Source organism: Nocardioides sp. P5_E3, assembly GCF_054049275.1.
Window position 1 is genome coordinate 55,762 of the sequence record NZ_JBFUMR010000016.1, and the last position, 24,682, is coordinate 80,443.

A 24,682-nucleotide genomic window follows, 5' to 3' on the forward strand; every position below is an offset into this window, starting at 1 on the left:
CGACGGCCCGTAGCGTCCACATCGGAGCATCAGTTGAAAGAAGGAATGCGTTGGAGCAGTCACGCGAGATCGCCCTTGAGGCGCACGCGACACAACGGGACAAGCTCGGACGGGACTACTACGACGCACACCTTCGGCCGATCGCCGAGGCAGCAGCCGTGTTCGGCCCGGAGGTCGCGGCCGCCGGATGGCTACACGACGTCATCGAGGACACTCCCCTCACCGCTGAAGACCTGCGCGAGCGGGGGATCCTGGAGCCCATCGTCGAAGCGGTCGAGTCCGTGTCAAAGGGGAAGGCAGACGAGCCCTACGAGGAGCTGATCTCCCGCGCCTGTGCCCACCCGCTCGGTCGCCTGGTCAAGCTTGTCGACAACGCTTGGAACATCACCTGCAACCCTGCCCTGGCCGCGAAAGATCCCGACAAGGCGAGCGACCTCATGGCGCGCAAGTACGTCCCTGCGCGAGCGCGTCTGCTGGCCGCGTGTGGCTTCGACGCCGACTCACCGGAGGTGAGGCAGATCCAGGCGATCCTGGACAGCCACCTCGCTAGGCTCGACGCCAAGGGCTGACGCGGCGTACTGACGTGACCTAGCGTCGGACCATAGCCAAGTGGATCTGCGAGTACTGCACGTCAACGGGTGAGGTCCCCGAGGGTGACAGCGCCGACCAGATGAGCTGCCCGAACTGCGGCGAGCCGGTCATGCCCGAGTGGTGAGGTCGACCGTCAGGCCGTTGGGCGGCCGGCGGATTCTTGGTGGGCAATTAGCTCCTTGACGAGCCCCATCGCCTCCGGCAGGACCGCGCCCGGTGAGATCACGCGGGTCGACGGCCCACTCGCCAGCATGATCAGACCCACCCGCTCCCCCACGGGAGCCAGCAGCTCCAGGTCGGCGGTGAAGGTCTCCTCGTCCTCTCCGACGACGGTGACACTCTCGGCGTGCTGACGAGCCGCCCAGCGGGCGTCCTGGGCAAGCTCCATCCGGACGGTCGAGGTCGCGCGCTGCTTCGCGAGCAACAACGCCAGGCCAGACGGAGGCTCGAAGCCCTCGTCGAGCACCTCGACCAACCGGATGTTGGAGAGCAGGAAGGTGCGCAGGTTGCCCTCCGGCCCGACCGGCCCGGCGTCGACCTCCCACCCCCGACGCGTCTGGACCAACCGCAGCGGCTCGACGACCCGATCGGTCACCCCGGGGCGCCACGCACGCGAGTAGACGATCCGGACCCTGCGGCGCTGCTCCTGGGCGTCCTGCAGGTCCTTGACGTGACGGGTCCAGTCGCCGACGTACGGCGTTGCGGCTGCCTCGCCGTACATCGTCTCCGCGATCACGGCGAGTGCTCCGGCCAGGTCCTCGTCGTCCGGGTCAACCTCCAGCAGCGCGGTGCCGGCGGTGTAGAGGGTGGCGAGGTCTCCGGCAGAGAGGTGCTCCGCTCCGATCCCGGGGGTGGCGTCCGGGACGATCCGTACGACGGTGCGCGCGGTGCCGTCCGACGGGTCGTCGTCCCCCTCGGGCTGGACGAACTCCAGCGCGGGCTTGCGGAAGATGTCGAACGACCATCCCCAGGACTCCAGCTCGAGGTAGGTGACAAGGTCCTCGCGCATGGTCTCCTCGTCCACCCCGAACTGCCCCGCCAACCTGCGCAGGCTCAGTCCGTCGGGGTAGGCACTCAGGAGGTTGATGACCTCGGGCAGGCGCGCGAGGCGCTGGAGGAACTTCGGGCCCGCCATCACAGCCCTGCCATCGTGCGCAGCTCGGCGAGCATCTCGTCGTACAGCTCGGCGCCCTCGGCAATGGTGACCCGTGGTCCGAGGACGTAGAGCCGGGCGCGGAACGCCTGTCGGTGGGTGACGGTGTAGGTGAGGTCGACTGCGCCATCGCGCTCGACCTGGGAGTCGGGCGCGTCGAGCCAACGGACGACGTCGGGGACGAAGTCAGCCGTCGTGCGGAGTGTGATGTGCGTGGGCGCGTCGACCTGCCACCTGAGCGGATGCAGGGGGATGCGTCTGACCGAGGGCACCTCGGCGGCAGTCCCCGGCCGGTCCAGCGCGATGTGGCTCATCTCGCTGACGACGAAGTGCTTGACGAGGTCGGCCCCGTCCTCGACGCCGCTGAGATACCACTTGTAGTTCTGGAAGCGGACCGTCCCGGGGTGCACCAGTCGCGGAGTCCCCTTGTAGGTGAACCGGATCCGGCTGCGCAGCTGCACCGACTGCAGCGCCAGGGACAGCTTGTCGCCCTTCGGCTTGCGGATCTGGATGCTGCCGATCCCCTCGGAGAGGGTGGCAGGACTGACGCCGAGGCGCTTGGCGAGGTCGTCCCGCTCCGCAAGAAGGACCGCACGCTGGAGGGCGGCCAGTTGGGTCGGTGACAGTTTCACGTGGAGGCGGTTGTCGCCGCTAACCATCCGGTAGCGGCCTGACTCGCCCTTGGGATTCAGGTTCTCGATCTGCCAGCCCTGTGTCTTCAGGTTGCGGAGGTCCAGGCTCAGCTGGTCCTGCGGTGCGGCCTGTCCGCCGTACCCGGCAACCTCGAGCAGTCGGTCCGTGGTCGCGCCGACGACACCAGCATCGTCGAGGACCGCCAGGATGCGAGCCAGTCGCTGCATCGCCTTGACCGGACTCGGTCCTGGTGGCATGGCGTCTCCCCCGCTCGGCTGCCTGTACGCCGACCATCGTGCCCCGAATCGGTCGGGCGCGGGTGAATTCGGTCGGGTACGCCGTCAGCGGCCGTCCTGATCGGGGTCGACTCTCCGGCCGCGCTTGCGGTTCATCCGGTGGTAGGAGTCGCGGGACATCTTGGACATCATCGGGGCGCCCGTCGGGCCGCTGTCGAGGCCGATCCGCTCCATGCGGGACACCTCGTCGAGCTCGACCCGGATCTCGGGCTTGAGGCTCTCCGGGGCGACCTCGAAGGAGCGCGCCAGCCGCTCCTTGGTCTCGCCGATCAGCCGTTGGCCCACGTCGAACATGCCGTGCTCGAACGCCTCGGACGCCCGGCGCTTGACGTCCTGCGCCTCCTGGAAGAGCACCTCGGAGTGCACGCTGGGGTGGGGCACCCGGCCGGCGGCCTCGTCGCCGGGCACCACGTTGACTGTGATGGGCAGGGACACGACCTGCTCGACCAGGCCGGGCAGCTCGACGTACGCCAGCTCCAGGGTGGCTACCCGGGCCAGGCCGAGCTGGCTGAGCGCGGGAACCTTCAGCTTGAGCAGGACCTTGCGGGTCTCCTCGCTGAAGAGGTCGCCGAGCTCGATCATCACCTGGCCGTCGCCGATCTGCTGGGCGGGCAAATCGTTGTAGAGCCGCAGGAACTCCACGGCCGGCTCGAAACGCACCGTCAACGACAGCGCCTGCACGACCTTGTTGAGCAGACCGTCGACCTCGCCGGCGATGGCGGCACCGGCCGCATCGGGGTCGTCGGCGAAGACGTGGTTGCCGCAGCCGGACCGTGCGAGCGCGGTGAGCAGGGTCTCGTCATACCCGCGTCCGTAGCCCAGGGTCGAGGTGACGATGTTGTCGGCGTAGGCCTTGGAGGTCACGGAGGCGAACTCGTCGACGTCCTTGATGCCTGCGTTGACGTGGCCGTCGGAGATGACGAGGACAGTGCCGCTGCTCCGCTTGCCGCCCGCGACGGGCATCACGCGCCGGATCTCGCGCAGGCCCCGGAGGAAGCCGGCCGAGAGGTCGGTCGAGCCACCGGCGCGCACGCCCTGGATCTGCGCGATCACGGCCTCCTTGTCCGTGAGTGGACCTGCGGGGACGACTACCTGGGCGGAGTCGTCGAAGGTGACCAGCCCGAAGTTGTCGGTCGGCTCGAGCCGACGGACCAGTGCGACGAGGGCCTTCTTGGCGCCCTCGAGAGGCGCTCCGTGCATCGACCCGGAGCGGTCGAGGACCACCTGCAGCGAGGCCTGCGGGCGAGTGGCGTCGGCGAGCGCCGCCGGGGCCTCGAGCTCGAGGAGCACGGCGACCTCGTCCTCGGCCTCGTGGGCCACGACGTTGACGTCGAGCAGTGCGTTGATCTTCATGGGATCCTCCAGGGATCGTCAGGGAGCTCAGGCCGCGGTGGGGGACTGAGTGGTCTGGTGTGCGGTGGTGAAGGCGCCGGCGATCTCGCGGGCCCGTTGGGGTACGTCGGCGGCGGTGAACCCCCAGGTGCCCTCGGCGGCGCGGCGGGCGAGCTTGGCCAGGGAGTCGGCTCCCTCGTTGAGCGGGTCGCCGGCGTGGCCGCGCACCCAGCCGATGTCGAGTCGGGGCGCCTGCGTGCGGACCTGCTCCTGCATCCACAGCAGCCCGCCGCGCTTGACCGCGGTGTGGTGGGTCGCGACGTAGCCGTCGGGCACTCGGTCACCGCCGCCCATCCACTCCTCGACCAGTGAGATCGCCGGCCGGCAGTCGGTGCGGATCACGAGGTCCCGGTGGGGCAGCGCTGTGATGGCCTCGGAGATGGCGCGGAGCTCGGCGAGCACCGGGTGCTTGCGCCGGACGCACAGCCTGGTCGACGGTGCCTCGGTGCCGTGGCCGTGCCGTCCGTCCTCGGCCAGCCAGCCCCAGCCGATGCGGCCACGGGTCGCCGAGCCGTCGGTGGCAACGGTGAGAGCGTCCGCCGGCGGGGCCACGAAGGGCGGCGACGGGTTGAGTGCCCGCATGGCGGCGGAGCGCAGCGTCGAGTCCGTCTCGGTGTAGGGCATCAGCGTCACGCCGGCGAAGAGCGCCGAGACCTCGGCGGCGCACGACCACAGCTGTGCGGTCGGCGGCAAGGAGACGACGACCTCGACCGGGACTGCCCGCTGCAGGGCGGGGTAGGCAGCCGCCAGGGCGCACACGACGGCGTCCTCCCGGCCGTGCGCCCGGACCGACCCGGTGGACCCGAAGCTCTCCCCCATGAGGCTCCAGGCCCACCGGCCCGACGCGAAGTCGGGATTGAGTGACAGTGCGATCCGCTCGGCCATCTCTCCTCCTTCGTCGGCGTCGGGTATCCGTACTGTGCGACGGGGGTCCGAATCAATCGCTAGAGAGAAGAGCCGATAGATGATCGACTCGACTGCACACGGACCTAGGTGGTGACCATGGCTACTCCATACTTCGCCTCGCTCGTCGAGCCCTTCACAGCTGGGCTACTGCACAAGTGCCACGCATTGCACGATCTAGACCTGAATGGCCACCAGCGAAGCAGGCTGCGGGAGTCGACCAGCATCGAGCTCCGCAAGCTGTGCGACATCTTGGTGCCCGCTGCGCGCCTGCCACGCATCAGCGAGGCTGCCTCCGAGATCGCAAGATCGATGGACGTCGACCTATTGGCTGCGACCTGGCACTCCCAGAAGAAGATCGACGCTTACAAGATCTTCACCTACGAGCACATGACGCCGATCTCGTGGTTCGTCCACAGGCTCGGTTCAGCGCAATCGACTGCCGAGGTGCTCGAAGTGATCGACGACCACATGTGGATCGCGTGGGTCACGAAGGAGGAGGATGCGGAGCTGAGGGTGAAGGGGTATGCACACAAGCGACCCGACCCCGCCGCGGCATACGAGGACGCGGGTATCGCCCTGCTTCCCGCCCAGTCAGACCCTGATCTTCCGTCAGCCCTGCTCACGGCGACCGACGACACTGTCGTATCCAGTCGTCATCTCGATAGGAGGCAGCCATGATCGAGCCACTTCTCTTCGACGCGAGGCATCACCGTCCCGGAACGGTTGCGCAGTCCGGGCGATGCTCCTGGCACGGTCTCTCCACCTGCGGCGAAACGCCGACAGTCTCGTTCCAGGACGGGCAAGGTCACTGGCAATCCGGCTGCCAGCGAGCGGTCGAGGAGTTGACCAGCCGAGGTGAGATGACACCTCCCTGAGGGACACGCGGGGTCGACAACTGCCACGGAGATCTACTGAACTTGCCGCCCGGTCTAAACACTCACGCTCCTCAACATGGAGGCGAAGGTGGAAAGCCCCACGGTGGCGTGTTCGCCCAGTTCGAACCACACGACCACGTCCGGGCTGTCGACGTCTTCCGGGGCACCTGTGGGCGCAAAGACATGAACGTACTGGTCGTCGATACCGACCACGAGCCGGGCGTCCCATAGGAGATACCGGTCCGGCTTGCTCTCTGACCCCATCCCCTCGGAACGAACCGCCTGCCAGTCATCCCCGAGTTCAGACACGACCTCATTCGCGGTAGACCCGAACAAGAGCGCCAGAATCTCGACGGGCGGTTGCGGCGGCTCGTCAATGCAAGGTTCGGTCGCCTCCTCTGGGGGCGGCAGTTCGAGGATGAGTCGCTTGCGAGCGACCCGGAGGTCCAGCTCGTCGAGGTACTTGTGGAACTCATGGACGGAAACAGGCGTCTCGAGGACCCACATGTCCACAGTATCTTCGGTGTAGAAGGACAGCTTGGCCCGTAGTGACAGCTCATCCCAGCCATCGCCTTCGGTGAGGTTCACAAACAAGCCCATGCCCAGGTCTTCCTCGAGGTAACCGAGCACGTAGTCCTCGATGATGTCGGCGACATCTTCTTCGTCGTTGACTGTGTATCCGAGAGCTCTCATCACTTCTCGAAACGATGCCAAGCCCTCATCGGCGGTCACGACTGGGCCTGGCCCTCTGCGAGCGCAAGAACCTTGTCCCGGTCGTTTGTCAGGTTTGCGCTCGCCCAGTCGATGACCTCCTGCTCCTGGGTGAAGACCACGACCTGACAGTCAGCACTCAGTTCGCGCAGCATCTCCATGATCGCAACGGTGCGTTCCTGGTCCGACTGCACAGTGACGTCATCGAGGATCAGCGGCGCAGTCTCATGGCCACTGGCGAGGACTTGTGCCAAAGCGATGCGGAGCAGCAGGAAGATCTGTTCCATCGTCCCTTGCGACAGCAGTCGCGCCTCACGCACGGCTCCGGAGGCTTCGGTGACCTTCACAGTGAGGTCAGAAGGGTCAACCATGACGTCGAGGTAGCGACCCTGTGTAACGCGGGGCAAAAGCGGACGAACCTTCGCTTCGAGAGCAGGAGCGATGTTCGCGTGGGCCCGGTCCTTGGCCAGATTGAGCTGCGCCGCTGCAGCATCGATGCATGTCCGAAGCGTCCGCACTTCGGCCAGGGCACGCTCGGCCGCCGCCTCTTCCTCGACAGCCTCGGCCACAGAGCCCAAACTGCGGCTCAGTTGCTCCTGCTGGCCGGCCAGGGCCCCGGCCCGACTGAGCACGAGCTCGTGTCGCGCCGCGACCTGGGACCGGAGCCCTTCAACGTCGGCGGGAATGTCGTCGGGTTCAGGACCGGCGCCTTCGATGAGCGTGTCTAGCTCTCGTTGCCAGTCCCCAAGGTCTCGCCCGTCCAACAACTGGTCGAGTCGCGCGATGATTTCGGCACGAGCCGCATGCTCAGTGCGACCCACCTGCTGCTGCGCGAGCCACTCCCGAAGTCGCAGCGCTGCTTGGTCCACAGGGAGCTCCTCGGCTCCCTCTCCGAGGCTCCTCACGAACTCCACGACCGCCCGGACCTGACGCGACCGCTCCGCGGCGGCTGCGGCTCGGTCGTGCTCCAGCTGTTTGCGCTGTTCCAGCGCAGCGGCCAGGTCGGCGCGACGATGGGCCCTCTGGGCGGTGACCGCCCGCCCGCGGCATGCCTGCACGTAGTCGTCGACAGCCCGGTGCAGCCGTTGGACGTCTTCGTCAGTGATCTCCTCACCCACGTCGTGCCCCATCGAGTGAGCGAGCTCACGCGCGGCACCGTCGCGCTGGGATCGCATCGACTGTCCCAGCTGTTCGTGATGGCGTCGACGGGCCAGCGCTGCAGCAGCGTCGTCCATCAACCGGGCGAGCCGACGCAGTTGACCTGGATCTGCCGCCAGCGATCGTTCGCGTAGTTGGGATCGCGCTCGCTCGACCTGCTCTTCGTGCTGGCGCAAGGCGTTCTCCTGCGCCCTCAGCGCCACCTGCAGTTCCATGACGCGAGGGTTGGTCACTGGCGCCACCGGTGGGCTGATCTGCTCGAGCTGGGGGAGCTCAGGCTGACGTGGCGGCACCGGTAAATGTTCTTCCGGACTGCCCGAGGTGTCATCAGGCGTTGTACGTCGACCGGCCAGCAGACCTACGACCAGCACCGCGCCGCCGAGCAGTGCCACGACACCACCGACGCCAAGCTGGCCGGACACGACGAGCACGATGCCGGCGAGGAGGAGCACGACCCCGCCGCCAGCGATGAGCATGCCCCGCCTCTTGACAGCCCCGGTTTGACTTGCGGCGGCTTCCCTCGCAGCTGCCTGTCGCTGCGCGTTCTCACTCTGGGCCCGCTCGAACTCCGCAACCAATGCCGCGTGTTGCTCGACCGCTTGGGTGTGGGCGAGGCGGAGCTGCTCGTTTCGCTGGATGCCTGCCTCGTACTCCGCTTGGGCGTCCCGATAGAGCGCCGCCGCGCTCTCGTCCTGAGCGCGAAGCGCCGCCAGCTCATCCGTCAACTCGGGCTCGACAACAGGGGACGGCAACTCAAGAACATCAGCCATGGAGCGGAGCTCGTCGGCACTGAGATCGAGATCGGGAGCAGTAGTGTCGGTCTCCTGAGCCGCGCCAGCGTGGGTCTGGAGCGCAGTTGTTGCTCGGGCTAGTGCGTCGCGTGCATCGAGCACCTCCCTGCGGGGCTCGAGATCTCCCTCAGGGTGATCCGGCAGCGCAGCGATCTCTGCTTCCAGGTCCGTCGCGCTCGGCCCCTCGGGGAGCGGCTGCGCGTCCACGCCGGAGTCGAAGGCGCCCAGGATCATCGTCGCAGCGCGGATCCGGTCCTCGTCGATGTCTGAGGCCGAGCTCCCCGACAGGTCGAGCTGGGCAGAGAGCTGCTCCGCCTGGGCGAGTCGTTGCTTGAGCGAATGGATGTCGGTCCAACGTTTCATTCGGTCGGCGCGATCGACATCGTCCTTCGCCTGCTTGAGTACCTCACCGATCGCCTGACGCTCGCCGATGATCCCGAGGAGCCGGATCAGCTGGTCGCGATGCTCGCCGCTGAGCGCGCGCGCCTGCTCGAGTCTCTCGGCGCGGCTGCGCAACGGCTTCTTGCCGACGTGTTCGGAGCCCACGAGCTCGCTACGCAACTCGCTCAGCCAGGTCAACGCTCCTTCGGCAGTCGCATCAGCGACTTCGCTAGTTGCTGCTCGCTCGAGAAACTCCTGGAGCTGACCGGCGTCCTCCAGGACCCGCAACACGTCTGCCTGACCGGTGAAGATGGTGGCGCGGGCGGAGTCGCGGTTGAGGCCCAGGAGTCGAGTGCCGTCGAGGGTCGACTCGGTCGTCAGGTCGACGCCTAGGCGCTTGGCCAGTTCGCTCACGGGGACTACCCGTCCGGTCTGGGAGTCGACGATGCGGGACTCCCCCTTGTTGAGATCGTGCTCGAGTGCCAGGACCAGCCCGTCGTCGAGTGTCACCGTCACCCCCGCACTCCACTGCGACCCGGACCACGGCTTGTGCCTGTTGCGGAACTCCGCCTGGCCCAGCGTGCCTCGTCCCCTGGCCTTGCGGCGTCCCGCCAGGCCGGCGTACGTCGCTGCGAACCAGCTGGACTTTCCGGCCTCATTCGGCCCGTGTACGACGTTCAACCCTGGGCCGAGCCTCAGCGAAGCTCCGCGGAACGGACCGAAAGCGGCCCCCCGCACTTCATCGATACGCATGTCAGGACCCTGTCGCCGAGGCACTCAAGGCCACCAGGCCCAGCGCCGTGGTCTGGTGACGTTCTCGCTCATCTCCGCGCGTCAGCGCCATCGCGCGGAGGAACTCGGCACGCGTGCTGCGGTCGGCTGCTTCTGGCACCTCGACGGCGTAGCGCAATCCGCTCAGGTCGACGCTCACGTCGGGTGGGACGTCGGGCCCTCCGAAACCCGGCAGCAGTATCGGCGCGGCCAACTCACCCGCCAGACGAAGAAGCACCGGTCCCTCGCCGACGCATGCGGCCTTGAAATCCGCCTCGAACTCCTCCTGCGTCACCCGGCCCGAGACGTCGAGCTCCACGAGCGCGCCGGGCTGCCCCGGCAGCCCGATGGTGTCGACGTCGACCAAGCCCTCCTCCACGTCGATGAGGAGCACCGCACCTCCTGCCTCGCCGGGCTGGTGCACCAGGTCCGGCACAACCACCAGCCGATCACGACCAGGAACGCCGCTCGAGACGATCCGGTCCTGGTCCCGCCCCAGGAGGTCGCCCTCAGGCAGCGATGCGCGCACCCAGATGCGGAGCTCTCCGTCCCGCTCGTCATCAGCGGGTCGGGGCGCGCGGCTGGCAGGCCCGGTCCATGCGCTGCCCCACACGTTGGGCAGCGAGGGCGCAGGGTCGAAGGCGGCCTTGGTCCAGATGTGGACATTGGGCGGCCAGCCCCCGAGCTCGTAGGGCCCGCCGTCTCCGATCCAATCGGTTGGTCCCGGCGCCACGACGACGGGGCCAGGAAAGGATCCCAACACGGTGGCGGCGAACTCCACGGTGTCCGGGAGCACCGTCGAGCGGTCCATCAAGCCGCCCACTACGACGAGGGCGCTCGCCTGATGCTCTCGCGCCTGCTCGACGGATCTGACGAGAGCCTCTCGCGACCAGTCACGCAGGACTCGGCCAAATTCGCTGCCCAGGTCCGGCCAGGCTCGGTCCAGGTGCACCCCCGACAGGAGCATGATCCGACTCATTCGACCCCCTACTCTCCTCACCGTTTATATCCTCTTGAGCAGACAGCCGCGGATGAACGGAGCAGGCTCAGGTGAGCAACCTCTTCTCGCGACTTCCTGTGGGGTCCCGCGTTCAAGGTCTGACGCCGGGAGAAGCCGTCGAGATCCTCGACATCACTCCGGTGGGATCCGGGGCCTACCTGCGCTTCCGCGGAGACCTCGGTTTCGTGGAGACGCGGATGCTGTCGGAGGAGGACCTGAGTCGGCTGGTGCCGGTGACGAGTTCCGTCACCCTCGACGCTGACGTCGACCAGTTCAACCTGGCGATCGAAGCCCTACGGATCAGGCACGCACACGCGCTTAACCCCCTCCTCGCGGTTTCGACCTCGAACGTCGAACCCCTGCCTCACCAGGTTCAGGCCGTTTACGACCACCTACTGCGTGCGCATCCGCAGAGGTTCCTTCTTGCGGACGACCCTGGCGCTGGAAAAACCGTGATGGCGGGGCTCTACATCAAGGAGGCGATGGCCCGCGGATGGGTAAGACGTTGCCTGGTCGTCGTGCCGGGGAGCCTGGCCGACCAGTGGCAGGACGAGCTGAGCCAAAAGTTCGGACTGCACTTCGAGGTCTTCGACGCCTCACTGCTTAACAACCGCTCCCAAGATGAGGATCCCCTGCTCCAGCTCCCGTTCCTGATCGTGAGGCTGGACCAGTTCGCCCGCAATCCGCGGCTCACGGACCTCGTCGCCGGCTCGACGTATGACCTGGCGGTGGTCGACGAGGCCCACAAGCTCACGGCTCGTTCGTGGGGCAGCAAGCTGATCAAGTCCAAGCGCTTCGAGTTCGGCGAGTTGCTGCGCGATGCCTGTCCCAACCTGCTGCTGATGACGGCCACGCCACACAACGGTAAGGAGGAGGAGTTCCAGCTGTTCCTTTCCCTCCTTCGTGACGCCAATCGCGAGGAGGACGTCGCAGACGCGACCCAAGCCGGTCTGATGCGACGGCTTGTGAAGGAGCAGCTGGTCCACCTCGACGGGTCGCGGCTCTTTCCCGAACGCCGCGCGAGCACCGTCGCGTACCGCCTCTCGGGCCTCGAGCACGACCTCTACGAGGACGTCAGCGAGTACGTGCGAGAGGAGATGAACAAGGTCTCGGGCGACGACACGAAGCGAACGGTGGGTTTCGCGCTGCTCGTCCTCCAGCGCCGCCTGGCCTCCTCGCCTGAGGCAATCCTGCGATCTCTGACCCGGCGGCGCGAACGGTTGCACGCGGAGGCCCAACGAGTGCGGGACTCGGATGAGCGGCTCGCAGGAGCGTTGGCGGCGAGTCTCGGATTGCAGGTCCCCGACGTCGACGAGCTGAGTCCCGCCGATGCCGAGTCCTATGAGGACAACACCGCGTCCGTGGCGACAGCAGCGCGGACCATCGAGGAGCTCGAGACCGAGATCGCGATCCTCGAGCGTCTGGTGCACAAGGCCGAGGCCGTGCGGGCTGCACGCGTGGACGCCAAGTGGGAAGCTCTCGCTGGGCTGCTGACCAGTGCCGAGATGTACGACGAGACCGGCGCGCGGCGCAAGATCATTATCTTCACCGAACACCGCGACACCCTCGAATACCTCGAACAACGGCTGTTCGAGCTGTTGCCTCCATCGACGGGCGTCGAGGTCATTCACGGAGCGATCAGCAGGGGCGATCGGCGGCTCGCCCAAGTCAACTTCACGCAAGATCCCCACAGCTCGATCCTGCTGGCCACGGATGCGGCAGGTGAGGGTGTGAACCTGCAGGTTGCTCACCTCATGGTCAACTACGACATCCCCTGGAATCCCAATCGCCTCGAGCAGCGTTTCGGTCGCATCCACCGCATCGGCCAGCGGCACGTTTGCCACCTCTGGAACCTCGTGGCGGTAGACACTCGCGAAGGCAACGTCTTCCAAACGCTCCTCACCAAGCTCGAGGTGCAGCGCGATGCATTGGGCGACCAGGTCTTCGACGTCCTCGGCCAGGTGCTGACAGACGCGAGCCTCGGACAACTCCTCGCGCGGGCACTGGAAGGGGCGCCGGACGCCGAGATCGACTCCGCCCTGGGAAGGGTCTCCACCGACTTGGAGTCAGCCGTCCGAGAGCGCGCTGCTTCCGTCAGCACGCTGACCGCCGAGGAACTCACGGCTCTCCGCCGCGAAATGGAGCTGGCTCGCGCTGCAAGCTTTCAGCCGGACGTGGTCCGCGACTTCACGCTCACCGCGCTCTCGCGAATGCACGGAGACATCGTTCCTCGCGGCGACATGTGGCAGGTCCGTCATGTGCCCGAACGCGTGCGCGCCTCATCGGGCAGCGGCGTACGTCACCGCTACGACGTGATCACCTTCGAGCCCCTGACCGGTCCAGCGGCTTCCTTCGTGCCGCCAGAGCTGCTGGCGCCAGGCCACCCGCTCTTGGCTGCCCTCGTCGAGACCGTCGAAGCCGAGTACGGCGGCGCGCTCGCCCAAGGCGTGCTCCTCGAGGACGACCGTGAGAGCGAGGACTACACGCTCGTCACGCTCGAGGTGGCGCCCGACGATAACCAGCCCGCATCTCTGGTGACGGTACGAATGCGGCCTGGGCGGGAGCCGGAAGCAGTCGACCCTGCCCTTTACACCAGTCTGGCGGAGAACGACACCGGTGGCACGCCGGCCGATGTCTTGATCGCAGGCCAAGCTGCGAGTCTTGCCATGGAATGGATATCGCCACGGTCAGGGGAGGTCATCGCTGTTGCTCAGGTTCGAGGGACCGTTTCACCCGAGGAAGCCATGAAGTGGCACGCCGCGCGCGAAGCCCTTCGCGACGAGCTGACGGCTGATGGATCCGCCGCGAGCGCGCTGATGGAGGCCCTGCCCGGAGCGGGTTGGGACTTCATCGTGGGGACCGACGACGTGGCCTTCGTGTCGGTGCTGCCCGCCGGCTCTCCTCATGCGCGACGCCGCGCGGAGCTGCATGCCGCGCGGACCGTCGGCACGCAGTATCAAGTCCGCTCGATGCCGTCGCCGTGAGGTCCGCTACGCCACAGTCACTGCCTCGAACCGTGCGCCGCGCAAGCCGGCGAAAGCCGCCCTCATGCGTTCAGCGGAGGTTCCACACCCAGGATCAAGTCGTGGATCTGCTGCTCACGACGCGCCCTGTAGCCCTCAGCGATCGAACCGATGTCCGCCCCAGAGGCGAACTTGATGGCAGCACCAAGTGCTTCGATCGCCTCCTGGACGTCCAATGTCAGGTCGGCACCCACCAAGCGGAGCGCTTGTGCCATTTTGTCGGCCGGCGGCTCAGGCAGCCGCTCAACATCGAACGACCCGTCACTCTTGAACACGCAGAAAATCTCGTCGCCGATGCCAAGATCCATGTCTTCCAGGAACCGTCTGATGCTGCCGTAGGACGGCTGGTGAGTCTTGTAGGAGAACGCTTGTGGCCCCAGCCGCGACGGGGCTTCCACCTTCTCTCCGTGCGACATGCCCAAAATGGTGGCCAACGCAGTCGAGGCCGGCCATCCACTTCCCCGGAGGTGGTCGAACGTGACAGTCGTGCGGTAGAGCCAGTCATCTCCTCGGCGGTAGTAACCCTGCACCTTTGCTGGGTTCTTCCCACTGCCGGCCAGTTGCCCGCTGTAGTTCCTGACCGTGCCGTTCACCAGTTGGTACGGCGGACCCGCAGCGTAGGCCGCGACCGAGTTGGGCGACACCGCAAACCTGTCGACTAAGGAATCGACCACTGAAGCGAGGGGGAGTTCACCGCCCGCCTGATCAAGCAGCTTGCCAATCTCACCGCGGATGTTGGTGTAGCCATCCAGTCCCCACTCCGCGAGCGCTACGTGTTCACGGTCTACCTTCGTGAAGGTCGGATCTGTGCTGATCTGGTTTCGTAGGCTGCCTGGTGCACCTCGTCCCACTCTCTGGTGGAGGTCGTCGAAGGTCAAAGGGGAGCCCTCCATCGAGAGGATCGCCGCGGCCAGGTCGTTCAGGGACGCCGACCTCAGAAGAACAAACTCGTCTCGCACCTCATAACCCAGATAGGACAACCAGTCCTTCAGCCACGGCAGGCTGCCGGCCTCATCGTCCGCGAGTGTGACCTCACCGAGCCGCACCACACCATGGTTGTCTGCGATCTCGTCGAGGAAGACCGCCGTGTCTCGGCGTGCAGCATCGAAGCCTGGCTCGGCACACCAACCGTCAGCAATCTCATAAGCGTCGTCCAAGACGTCGATGACCCTCCACGTTGGCTGACCCACGGTGACCACTTCGTGGGCCAGCGCGGGTGCCTGATCGAGCAGCTCTTGGAGCGGGCGGACGCCGCGAATCTGCGTGCGAACGAAGTCCGCGGCACACCCGACGGAGTTGGCCTCGGTGACGAGATCGTTGAGCTTGGCGCGAGCCTTTACCTCGAGTTGTCTCACACGCTCGCGAGTCACCCCGAATTCCTGACCAAGCTCCTCGAGGGTCAGGGGATCCCAGGCAAACACACGATCCCGCAGGATCTTCTGGTACCGCTGATCCAACCCGTAGATCGCGGCTTCAAGCGCGTCGGCCACGTTGACCTCATGCGATGGGAGGACATCGCCGGCGCTCAGTGCGAGCAGTCTCTTGCGCGCGGCGATCGCATCCGCCGGAGCTCCTAGTGGGAGCTCCCCCAGGATGCCACTGTCAGCGCGTCCGAGGCTGAGGTTCCACTCTGCGAGGGTCTCGAGGTCCCGGATGAGATCGCCCAGCCACGCGTTCGAAGGAGCTGCGGTCTCGATCTCACCGGAAGACTGCAGCGGAGCGGAGGCCTGCGGAAGAGAGGTGGACAGCTCAGCGAGCTGTCGCAGAATCGACCTGACGGTCCCGATGCCAGCATTGCGGAAGGCGAGCAGCTCTTCGACCGACAGATCAGCCAGATCCGCCGTGAGCAGCAGCTGCTCTCGATGGAGAACGTTCTTGGCGCGCACCGGGAGCTCGAGCATCGCAAGAACGATGTCCGGTGCGAGTCCAGGAAATACTTCGCCGATCGTCCACTTTCCAAGGTGGTCGATGGCGAGTTCGACGACCTTGCCTATGAGTGTTCCGCGCGCCGCCGCATCAACATCGTCGATGGAACCGTTCCACCACGCATCTTGGGTGGCCCCCTCACTCGACGCCTTCCCCGCGATCCAAGGAAAGGCATCGCCCCAAACGCGGGGGCGCAACTCCAGGAAGTCGATATTCGCCATCGTGTCCATCGGTCACCCGGCCTTGGGCGCGTCCACGGCCACAGCTTCCGCCTGGTTCGCAATCACAACGCCGTACTGAATGAGCTCTCGTTTGCTCCGGACCGACTTGTCGGGCACGCGCAGCGAGATCATTCCCACAACCTCCTCACGACTGACCGCATCAGCCTCAGAGGTTTCAACTCGGTCGGCCACCAGAGAGATCACCAGGACACCGCGGGTGTCACTCTTCCCGAGGCCGGGCAGGTTCTTGCCTGACGGCACTGCCTCCGCCGCGAGGATGTTGCGCTTGTTCTCACCTGTGAAGTCGAAGCGGGGCGGCTGGCGGCGGGCGCGCCTGAAAATCGGAGCAGGATCCGCTAGCCCGTCGAGCGTCAACTCACGGCCGGCTGTCGCGCGCTGCGGCCAGATGATGGCCCAGTCCTTGATCCGGCCTCCTTCGGTTGCCGTCGAGATGAACGCCCGAAGGGGATCGATCACACTCTGGAAATTCGGATGCCAAGCGAGCTGGTCGAAGAAGGCGAGAAAGTCCTCCGCGTCGATGAGGCCGACTCGGGCGTGCTGCTGCCTGGGCGTTCCATCCGAGTCGACGTACGGAAGGACCTCTGCCTTGTCGGCCAGCTTGAGCAGCGGGAGGACCACCTTGTCGAGGTTCGCCTTGTGCTGAGCCTCGACGGTGCCCCTCGCCTTCGGTGGCACCTCGGAAGGTCGCGGAGGAATGGATGACAGCTGGTGAAACGCCCCGATCGAAGCGCGCGCCTTCACCACCGCGTTGAACATCTTGTTTCGAGCGGTTGGCTTCAGCCACGGCAGGTGCTGACTGACGAGCGGCGGGATCTGCCGCGGCTCAACGATGGGCTTCCCGTCCTCATCGAGACCGGCGTACTTACCGAGCTCGTCGCGGAATGCCTCTTCATCGAGAAGGAGCGCCTCGAACGCTTCGTAGAGATCGGCTCGGTGATCTCGTCGGATGTACAAGCGGACCAGGTCGCGGTAGCCCTCGCGGAAGCCGAACCATCTGCCGGCCTGCATCAGCGTGTCTGCTTGGCCGGCCTTGCGTCGGAAGTACGAGACGGTGAGGCCTTCGATGGTGAACCCACGGCTGAGCTTGGCACCCCCCACAAGCACCCTCCACACCCGGCCCTTGTCAAAATCGAGCGCCTCCTGCTGTGACTGGATGTTGGTGTCCGAATTGACGATGAGCACCGGGTCAGCGCCACCGCTTGTCATCTCGGAGACCGCGTCCGCGACGTACTTCTTGATTTCGTCGAATGATGTCGGGACTGGCTCGCCGTCTGCACGCGCAGCCATCACCTTGGAGTAGTCGTTGTCGAACAGCTTGCGGAGCCGGGCCAAGCCCTCCCCGGATGTAAATTTGCCGTTGTTCCAGATACTGCGTACGACGACAGCCGAGTCCAGGTGCGCGGTGTTACGAACCTCTTCATGAACCAGCATGGTGTGGTGGCGGTAGACGCGACCGGTCTTCGCCTCCCGGTACTTCTTGATGGCGCCGCTGAGCACCCAGGCGTCGAGCGCCTCGCTGAGCTCAGCCCTCCAGAGGTCGGGATCGTGGTCCGGATTCCCTTGGACTGCTCGCACGAAGGCGAGCTCGTTCGATGTTTCCACTATCTTTGGCGTGGTTTCCCAGTCAGGATCGATGTCGTGAAAGTCCTGGACGCCCATGTAGTCAGACGGGCGCGGCAGTGACAGCACGAAGTCCGAGGGAAACAGGTTTGTGTCGTCATCGGGATCGATGAACACGTTGGCGAAGGGCGTTGCCGTGTAACCCACGTACTGTGCGCGCGGGACGATCTCCATGATCTCGGTGATCAGCTTGTTGATGATCGTACGGTCGTTGGACTTCTTCGGGTCCTTGGTGTTGACCGAGGCAAGGTCTGACTCATCGTCGATGATGAGGGCGGGGAGCTCGCTGAGCATCGACTGCATCGGCTTGAGATCCTTGATGAGCTTCTTCAGCGGAGCTGCGTTCTTCTTGACGATCACGACGTAGGCGTCGGTGTGGAACAGGTTCTCCGCGGCGTTAAGGGGCTTGGTCTTGTCCAGGCGGTCGTAGCGGAGCTGTGACATACCCTGCGGGAGGCTCTTGTAGTCGCCCTTGTGGGTGGTCACGCGCCGGATTCGGGCGGCACCGGGCTGATCGAGTGCGGCCTGAGTGTGCGTGACGAATCTGCCTGCCAGCCATGCCTCGTCTTGCTGATAGTCCAGCCCCTTGGCGACTTCGGGGTCGTTGGGGTCCTGCCCCGCCAGGACGTTCTCCACGCCCATCAGCTCCATGTCGATGCGACGCTGTGTCTGGGCGCGCAGGATCTCGATGGTCCCGGTCATGACGATCACGAGCCGGTAGCCCGAGTCGATTGCTTTCGCAATGACCCCAGTGAAATTGGCGGTCTTGCCGCTCTGAACGTAGCCGACCACTAGCCCTCTGGTCGGCTTGATGTCTGTACGCGTGGGATCAGTCAGGCGTTCCACGACTGCGTCCGTGCTCTGGTCCAGAGTGGTGATGGATGAGGCCGGCCACTTCGAGACTTGGGTTAAGTACTTCTCGTAGTCGTCCCAGTAGAGCGTGCTGCGCTTGTGGCGTGCCTCTTCATACCAGGGCTCGAACTCTTTGGTGATGACGATGATGTCCTGGACGTGGACGGGGATCTTTGCGCGGAGAACTGCCTCGGCTTCCTCGCTGAGCCCAAGCTCCTTCACCACCGCGACGCGACGCGCAACGCTGCCGGATCCAGTCTCGTTGCCCTGGAAGTCGTCCAGCCGAAGATCCTCGCTGGCGTCCCACTTGGCCAACGCGAGCCGCAACTGGATCATGCCTGGGTCGTTGGGCTCAGCAGCGTCGATGAACGCAAGCAGCTCCTGTTCGCTGACCTCGTGCTTTGCGAAGAGCGACAGCATGGGCAACACGGGAGATGGAGCCTGCTCGCCAAGCCCCTGCATCAGGTTCTTGAGCGGTTGCGAGAGCGGGGCGACGGTCATTTTGAGTACTCCGGGGCATCGACGAGGCCGGCCAAGGGGCCCGGCAGCGTGTGGTTCTGGAAGTGGGTGACGTCCACTCTGTACGACAGGTCCGACACAACCTTGAGGTTCGGGATGACTTGGGAGAGGCGATCCAGCGTGAGTGCCGGGAAGCGGTCATCGACGTCGTAGGCGCGTGGCTCGTTCCGCTTGGTCCAGAAGGTCGTGTACAACTCCGCGTCTTCGTCCTTCCAACCCCAGGCTTCAAGCGCAGCGTCAACCTTGGGACGGTGGCCGCCCGACCTGGCACGAAGTTGAGCCACCATCTGCGAGAGCGTCCGGCCTCCGTCGTGGTTGCTTCGCGTCAGCTGGACTGAGACCAGGCTTAGCGGGATGCCTCGCAGCGGCACCAGCTGCATGAAGCCGTGCATCATGTGCCGTCGTTGCTCGCTCGAGGTCGTCTTGACCTCCAGGTGCACGTCACCGAAGACGAAGTCGTGCTCCTCATTCAGCGGTCCTTGCCATGACTGGACTGCGGGGCCGGCTCCGATCTTGCCGATCAGATACTCGAGGACCAGGAGCTCGCCGAACATCCCCACCTCCTTGTCCTGACTGAGTGCCGCCTTGCCTGCGAACATGCCGCGATGCTTGGCAATGGCGGAAGCAACCGCTGCGGCCAGTGGCTCGTGCTCGAGTTGCACTTGATCGGCGATGCTGGTCAGCAAGCCGTACGCGCCGTGCAGATTGTCATCGACGAAGACCGTCAACTCGGCCATGTCGCCGTCGTCCGATGCCACCGGCTTGAAGGTGATGTTGCGCCACTTCGCGACGTCCGGCTCGGGTGGGGTGAAGGGTGTCGTGAGTCTGATCGCCCCGCCGACCGGGTTGACGTCGAGAGTGCAGGACGGCGTACCGCTGATCGGCAGCACGACAGGGTTGCCCGCGGCCCAGAAGGCGTCGACGTTCGCCAACGAGTAATGACGTGCGTCGTTCAATGGCTCACTCATAGCGCATCTCCTCTTCCGCCTCGACCGCAGCACCGAGGATGGCGCGCCAAAGAGCGAGGTTGTCCTTGTCCTTCGGCCCCAGGTTGGTGCCCTCGAAGATTTGGTGGGTCAGCAGGAACATCAGCGCCTTGACGAGCGGTGCGTCGTTCAGACTGCCTCCCTGGGGAGCAAACAACCAGCGGTATCGCTGGTTGAGCAGCAACGTGCTGTTGCCGAAGTCGACGTCGAAGAACTCGCCCTCCGCCATACGGGTCCAACGGATCTCCAGGGCATCGGACTTGATCAAGCCGAGCTCCGCCTCGATCTGCTTCCGCACTGCCGGCGCGAATCCGCGATCAGGTGCGATGACCGGGTGGCGCTTCATGGTTCGCTTGTTGGCGGTCTTGTATGTGTCTTCAGCATCCAGCAGGTACTGGTCGAATGTCGTTCCGTCTGACGCCTTTGCGTGGGAAAGCGCGTCCTTGAAGTTGGCTTCGACGCGCAGACCGGACTTCTCCGGGTTCATCGTCAGCAGACTGCCGATAGCCGATGCATCGTCGATGACAACGCGCGCCAACTGGCGCTGTACGGAAGGGTTCGCTGCTGCAGACCAGCCGCCCAACTGCAGGAGCCGATCATTCCTGTAGATGTAGAAGCCCTGGAACTTCTCGCCAGACTTGCCTTGAATCCGGAAGCCCGGGATGTCCGTCTTGGCGGGCCAAATGTGGCAGTCGAGCCGGACCTCATGGCTGCCGGACTTCGCCACGATGGTCTTTGGATATCCGGGACGGCCCGACGTGGCGTAGCCGAAGGGGTCGATCGCCTTGACGGGCGTACCGATTGCTTCATCGGCGTACTCGGCTTCATCGACCAAGATGTCGATGGCGATTGCATTCTTCTCGATCAGGCGGTGGAACGTGAGGCCGAGGTGTTGACGCACGGCCCGCTCCGTCTTGGAGAGCCACTCGCGAGCCTCGGATGCGTTGGCGCCGTGGTAAGTGCTACGGAGCCCAGACCAGACAACAGTGGTTCCCCAGGTGAAGTCGATCTGCTTCATGCGCTGCTCTTCGACGGCTGCCGCAGCATCCGGGGAGAGCACCTCACACGAGAAGTCCTTGGAAAAGTTGGCACGCCGGATCCGCCGACCCACAGGGACCGAGCCGTACCTGCTCGACCAGACGGTGAGCACGTCGCCTTGGCCGAATGACGCGGCCTTGAGACCGACCCCGAAGTGCCCAAGGTCGTTGTCGCCGTATTCCCGTTGATGCCCGAGAGTCATTGCCTTGTCGGCAGCATCGGAGTCCATGCCCTTGCCGTTGTCGACAACTTCCACCTGGATGAGGCGGTCGTCCTTGGTCAGCAGACGCACCGAGATGCGGGTCGCTTCAGCGTCGATGCAGTTGTCGACGAGATCGGCAATCGCTGACTCGAAGGTGTGATTGGATCCGAGGCTCTTGACCAGGCCGGCGTCCGGCTTGAGTTTGATCGTTTCGACGACCTCGACTTCGGTCACCACTCGACGTCCTCGAACTCGCTGACGTCGAAGCCCAGGACCCGGCTGTTCTCCTTGACCGTGCGTGCGACGCTTTCGCTGAAGCCGAGCGAGTTCTCGGCTCGTACGTCGAGGACGATCTCAACATTCTCGGCACCCTCGGCCGCCGCCACGTGCCGCAGAACCTCCTCGACGGCCTGCTTGACGCTCGCGGCCATCGCCTCGGGCTTCGACGCGTCGACCTCGAACCGGGCGCGGTACTTCGCGTTCCTGACGAGGCGCACGTCGGGCGTAGGGCTCGGTTGAGGATGCGGTCGCGGACCTGGTGGTTCCGGGATGTCAGGTGAAGGCGTCGGGTCAGGGATCTCACGTCGACGCTGCGCCTGCGCGACGAGGGGCGCGACAAGGTAGGTGTTGTCGTCCACCTTGCCGAAGACGTCCTCATTGGGGATCGCGAGGCCTGCAAAGTCGCCGGAAGCTGCGTCGTAGCCGGTCGCCAGCGCGAATCCGGTCTGCACCCAAGAGATGTCGGTCATGACATCGGCGATCGCCTCGGTCAGGACGCCCTTGTCACGCAGCCGGGGGAGGTAGGGGTACTTCGTGTAGTAGTCCCACAGGTCGCCCACCCGGATCGAGCCCTGATTCCAGACGCGGTGAAGCTTGGAGTCGAGGTCGTAGCGCACGGTCGAGGCCGCGATCTGGACGCGAAGGATGTCCTCCCGGACAAGCTTCTTGCCTGTGCGAACGGCTAGACGGGACTCGTCACCGTCGGCTTTCACCACGCCGATGACGAAAGGCTCGTCGTCTGCCCTGTTGCGGGGGTGAAGAGCCCAGATCCAACTGGTGGCGATGCGCTGGTCGACGATCTTGTTCGTCTCGTCGACCTTGGACGTAGCGAGCGCGACCCGATGTTGGGTCAGGTCCAGGCGGTCCTTGTCCCGTACGACGCTGCGCCACGCCAGGTGCTGACGGATCGCCGACTCGAGCTCGGCGTACCGCTGATCGTCGGGAGCTAGGAACACGAGCGTGTTGCGTCGATCACGGTTGCCGCTCCCCCGTGATTGGACGACGTCATGGGCGAATCGGATCGCGGCGGAGTCGGTGTCCTTGTTCTTGTGCTGGTACTTGGGGTGGGCCAGCACCAGACGCACGGACTCGGCTTCGGGCACATCCGAGGAGTCCTCAGGAGCAACCATGGTCGAGGCAATGTCCGCGCCGGAATTCGAGCCCGACTGCTTCAGCCGTGCGACCACCTCGGCCCAGATGTCCTCGTCATGGAGGTTCGCTGCACGTTCATTCACGGTGCGGTTGAGCGACGGCTGGAGGTCGTACCAGAAACGCTCTCCCTCGGAGAACAGGTATGACGCCCGGTCGCTGAGCATCTGGAGCGACGATCCGAAGTTGCCGACGGTGTCGCCGGGCATCGCCACACCGAGGAAGATGTGCTTCCGCTCGACGCCTTTGTGGGCACTCTGAAGTGTGGCAGCAGAGCCTAGGAAGGTGGCGCGTGCGATTCGACGGGTCAACCCCCGGGCACCGAAGAGCGGACGCTCCTTGTCGATCTGGAACGGGAGGCTGTCCGTGCCGTCGACATCTGTGTCGATCACGGACTTCCAGTGCACGTCGACGTACTGCGTGAGCTCGCCGACAACTGGTGGAGCCGAGATCGGCACAGAGCCCGGCATGATCAGGGCGGAGTCGTCGCCATCCTCGTAGAGCTCGTGGACAACGGCACTCATGAGTCGCAGGACCCCTCGCGTGCGCTGGAACCGCTCGAGGGTCGACCAATCCTCGTACAACCGAGCAAAGAGTTCAGGGTGGATGGGGTAGGCCGACCTGATCCGAGCCTCATACGACACCTCGGTCGTGTCGCGCGGAAACTCACCGATGTGGTCGCGATAGAACGTGACGAACTTGCGAGCAGTTGCATTGATGGCGCGCAGGGCTGCAGCGTCGGGCTGCTCGAAGAGCCGGCGGCGCACGATCTCGAAGGACTCCTGCGCGGATGCCGGGTGCCACTGGTGAGCGACACGGCCGACGACGTGCTCAAGCCGCTTCAAGGCGGCCTTGCCGTGCTCGCCGCCCGTCTCCAGGTCCGAGGCGAGTGGAGCGTCGGCATCGCCGTCCTCGCGGCGGACGTCGCTGGCCGGGATCGACACAAGAAGCAGCGCGCCTGGGGTGGCTGCGACTGCCTCGGTGAGCACCTGGGCGAAGGTGAACTGCGTTTCGAACGTGCCACCGGGCAGCGCGTCCTGGCTGAGCTGGCGCGCGTAGGCGACCCACTCGTCGATAAGGATCACGCAGGGCGAGTACTTCGCCAGGAGTTCACGGAGGAGGTCACCCGGACTGGTGCTGTTGGCATCCGAGGCCGCCACCATGTCGTAGGCCTCGCGGCCGCCGAGCTGACGAGCAAGTTCGCCCCACAGCGTGCGAATCAGCATCCCATCGCCCCGGTCACGCGCCTGTCCGGCCGCGATCTCGTTGCCGACGATGGCAACCCGTGCGATCGAACGCGCATCGTCACCGAGACCCGCCGAGTGGAGGATCTCCTGAACCTCCTGCGGGAGCGATGCTGCCGGCACGCCTGAGAACAAGTGCCACACAGCCAACATGGAGTGCGTCTTGCCGCCGCCGAAAGTGGTCTGCAGATTGATCACGGGCGATCCGGCTCCGCCAGCGATGCGGCTGGCAGCCTGGGTCAGGAGGTCCTTGAGACCGTTCGTCAGAAAAGTACGGCGGAAGAACTCGACCGGATCGCCGTACTCCGGCGAGGTCGTCCCAGTCTCGTGAGCGACGGAGTGGAGGTTGGCCGCGAACTCTGACTCCTTGAACCGTCCAGACAGGACGTCGGGGTGCGGCTGAAGGACGTCACGCCACTGGGTGAGCTCGACATCACCGAGGCCACCGATGACCAGGCTTTCACGCACATCCTTGCGAGTCTCAGACTCGATCTGAGTGCGCTGAAGATCGACGCGATCAGCCTTGATCTTGTCCGCGGGACCCGGCTGCCCGGCGGCACGCAGCAGGCGCTCCATCGTGTCGAGTGCGCGGTAGGTGTCATCGAAGTTGAACGGGCTCTGGTGCGCCGACTTGTTGCGAATCTCCCGCAGCTCTCCGGCAAGGTTCTGCTCTGCACGCGACAACGCCTCATTGAACGGGAACCCGAGGTCACCGATCCGCTCCGTCATGACGCGCAGTTGGCACTGCAGGTCTCCAGCCGAGTACTGCATGTCGCCGCGCGGGTTGCCGCGCGACTCGTCAAGCACCTTCAGGATGGTCGGCCACGTCATGCCCGTTGGAACATGCTGCGTCAGAGTCTTTGCAACGAACGGCTCGAGGCCCCCCGCAGTGACGTCGAGGCTGCGCGCGACGCGCTCCCGATTGCTCACCATCTTCGGCTTCC

Annotated in this window: 15 protein-coding genes; 3 read left to right on the forward strand and 12 right to left on the reverse strand. The window is 65.3% G+C overall.

What is annotated here, in order from left to right:
- Window positions 1-50 precede the first annotated feature (50 nt).
- Window positions 51-569, forward strand: coding sequence for a hypothetical protein (locus ACXJKB_RS12125; protein WP_457188641.1), 519 nt, complete (start codon window positions 51-53; stop codon window positions 567-569).
- Window positions 570-724: 155 nt separating this feature from the next.
- On the opposite strand, the gene ACXJKB_RS12130 is transcribed toward ACXJKB_RS12125, so the two are convergent.
- The 4 genes from ACXJKB_RS12130 to ACXJKB_RS12145 form a co-directional block, all read right to left on the reverse strand.
- Window positions 725-1,726, reverse strand: a complete 1,002-nt coding sequence (locus tag ACXJKB_RS12130) for a helix-turn-helix transcriptional regulator (protein ID WP_457188643.1) — start codon at window positions 1,724-1,726, stop codon at window positions 725-727.
- Complete coding sequence (locus tag ACXJKB_RS12135) at window positions 1,726-2,604, reverse strand: helix-turn-helix transcriptional regulator (RefSeq protein WP_457188645.1); 879 nt, start codon at window positions 2,602-2,604, stop codon at window positions 1,726-1,728. Before ACXJKB_RS12135 ends, ACXJKB_RS12130 begins: the two co-directional genes overlap by 1 nt.
- 114 nt (window positions 2,605-2,718) lie before the next feature.
- Window positions 2,719-4,026 (reverse strand): vWA domain-containing protein, encoded by a 1,308-nt coding sequence (locus tag ACXJKB_RS12140; protein WP_457188647.1) that lies wholly within the window; start codon window positions 4,024-4,026, stop codon window positions 2,719-2,721.
- A gap of 27 nt (window positions 4,027-4,053) precedes the next feature.
- Window positions 4,054-4,950 carry an RNase H family protein gene (locus tag ACXJKB_RS12145; protein WP_457188649.1) on the reverse strand — a complete coding sequence of 299 codons (897 nt, stop codon included), beginning with the start codon at window positions 4,948-4,950 and terminating at the stop codon, window positions 4,054-4,056.
- Between the two features lie 117 nt (window positions 4,951-5,067).
- On the opposite strand from ACXJKB_RS12145, the gene ACXJKB_RS12150 reads away from it, so the two are divergent.
- Window positions 5,068-5,649, forward strand: coding sequence for a hypothetical protein (locus tag ACXJKB_RS12150; protein ID WP_457188651.1), 582 nt, complete (start codon window positions 5,068-5,070; stop codon window positions 5,647-5,649).
- A 251-nt stretch (window positions 5,650-5,900) separates the two neighbouring features.
- On the opposite strand, the gene ACXJKB_RS12155 is transcribed toward ACXJKB_RS12150, so the two are convergent.
- Genes ACXJKB_RS12155 through ACXJKB_RS12165 form a run of 3 tightly spaced genes read right to left on the reverse strand, consistent with a single transcriptional unit; the run spans window position 5,901 to window position 10,637 of the window.
- Window positions 5,901-6,578, reverse strand: a complete 678-nt coding sequence (locus ACXJKB_RS12155) for a hypothetical protein (protein WP_457188653.1) — start codon at window positions 6,576-6,578, stop codon at window positions 5,901-5,903.
- Window positions 6,575-9,640: an AAA family ATPase gene (locus ACXJKB_RS12160; protein WP_457188655.1), complete on the reverse strand. Its 3,066-nt coding sequence runs from the start codon at window positions 9,638-9,640 to the stop codon at window positions 6,575-6,577. Before ACXJKB_RS12160 ends, ACXJKB_RS12155 begins: the two co-directional genes overlap by 4 nt.
- A gap of 1 nt (window position 9,641) precedes the next feature.
- Window positions 9,642-10,637 carry a hypothetical protein gene (locus tag ACXJKB_RS12165; protein ID WP_457188657.1) on the reverse strand — a complete coding sequence of 332 codons (996 nt, stop codon included), beginning with the start codon at window positions 10,635-10,637 and terminating at the stop codon, window positions 9,642-9,644.
- Window positions 10,638-10,708: 71 nt separating this feature from the next.
- Here ACXJKB_RS12165 and ACXJKB_RS12170 point away from each other — a divergent pair, with 71 nt between their 5' ends.
- The gene (locus ACXJKB_RS12170; RefSeq protein WP_457188659.1) at window positions 10,709-13,642 is read left to right on the forward strand and encodes a helicase-related protein; all 2,934 of its coding nucleotides are present in this window, start codon (window positions 10,709-10,711) and stop codon (window positions 13,640-13,642) included.
- Between the two features lie 62 nt (window positions 13,643-13,704).
- Here the strand turns inward: ACXJKB_RS12170 and ACXJKB_RS12175 are convergent, their stop codons facing one another.
- The 5 genes from ACXJKB_RS12175 to ACXJKB_RS12195 are packed head-to-tail and all read right to left on the reverse strand — an operon-like array spanning window position 13,705 to window position 24,668.
- A complete protein-coding gene (locus ACXJKB_RS12175; protein ID WP_457188661.1) occupies window positions 13,705-15,837 on the reverse strand; it encodes a sigma factor-like helix-turn-helix DNA-binding protein in 2,133 nt (710 codons plus the stop codon).
- A 3-nt stretch (window positions 15,838-15,840) separates the two neighbouring features.
- The gene (locus ACXJKB_RS12180) at window positions 15,841-18,822 is read right to left on the reverse strand and encodes a Z1 domain-containing protein (protein ID WP_457188663.1); all 2,982 of its coding nucleotides are present in this window, start codon (window positions 18,820-18,822) and stop codon (window positions 15,841-15,843) included.
- On the reverse strand, window positions 18,819-19,808 hold the full coding sequence (locus ACXJKB_RS12185) for a PD-(D/E)XK motif protein (protein WP_457188665.1): 990 nt from the start codon (window positions 19,806-19,808) through the stop codon (window positions 18,819-18,821). Before ACXJKB_RS12185 ends, ACXJKB_RS12180 begins: the two co-directional genes overlap by 4 nt.
- Entirely contained in the window at window positions 19,801-21,300 is a 1,500-nt protein-coding gene (locus ACXJKB_RS12190) for an ATP-binding protein (protein WP_457188667.1), read from the reverse strand. The genes ACXJKB_RS12185 and ACXJKB_RS12190 overlap by 8 nt, the downstream gene beginning before the upstream one ends.
- On the reverse strand, window positions 21,297-24,668 hold the full coding sequence (locus ACXJKB_RS12195; RefSeq protein WP_457188669.1) for a Swt1 family HEPN domain-containing protein: 3,372 nt from the start codon (window positions 24,666-24,668) through the stop codon (window positions 21,297-21,299). The genes ACXJKB_RS12190 and ACXJKB_RS12195 overlap by 4 nt, the downstream gene beginning before the upstream one ends.
- Between the last annotated feature and the right edge of the window lie 14 nt (window positions 24,669-24,682).

Excerpts from the sequence above, each read along its gene's own strand:
- ACXJKB_RS12185 (WP_457188665.1), bottom strand. The coding sequence starts at position 19,808 with ATGAGTGAGCCATTGAACGACGCACGTCATTACTCGTTGGCGAACGTC.
- ACXJKB_RS12130 (WP_457188643.1), bottom strand. The coding sequence starts at position 1,726 with ATGGCGGGCCCGAAGTTCCTCCAGCGCCTCGCGCGCCTGCCCGAGGTC.
- ACXJKB_RS12150 (WP_457188651.1), top strand. The coding sequence starts at position 5,068 with ATGGCTACTCCATACTTCGCCTCGCTCGTCGAGCCCTTCACAGCTGGG.
- ACXJKB_RS12180 (WP_457188663.1), bottom strand. The coding sequence starts at position 18,822 with ATGACCGTCGCCCCGCTCTCGCAACCGCTCAAGAACCTGATGCAGGGG.
- ACXJKB_RS12145 (WP_457188649.1), bottom strand. The coding sequence starts at position 4,950 with ATGGCCGAGCGGATCGCACTGTCACTCAATCCCGACTTCGCGTCGGGC.
- ACXJKB_RS12135 (WP_457188645.1), bottom strand. The coding sequence starts at position 2,604 with ATGCAGCGACTGGCTCGCATCCTGGCGGTCCTCGACGATGCTGGTGTC.
- ACXJKB_RS12160 (WP_457188655.1), bottom strand. The coding sequence starts at position 9,640 with ATGCGTATCGATGAAGTGCGGGGGGCCGCTTTCGGTCCGTTCCGCGGA.
- ACXJKB_RS12140 (WP_457188647.1), bottom strand. The coding sequence starts at position 4,026 with ATGAAGATCAACGCACTGCTCGACGTCAACGTCGTGGCCCACGAGGCC.
- ACXJKB_RS12165 (WP_457188657.1), bottom strand. The coding sequence starts at position 10,637 with ATGAGTCGGATCATGCTCCTGTCGGGGGTGCACCTGGACCGAGCCTGG.
- ACXJKB_RS12175 (WP_457188661.1), bottom strand. The coding sequence starts at position 15,837 with ATGGACACGATGGCGAATATCGACTTCCTGGAGTTGCGCCCCCGCGTT.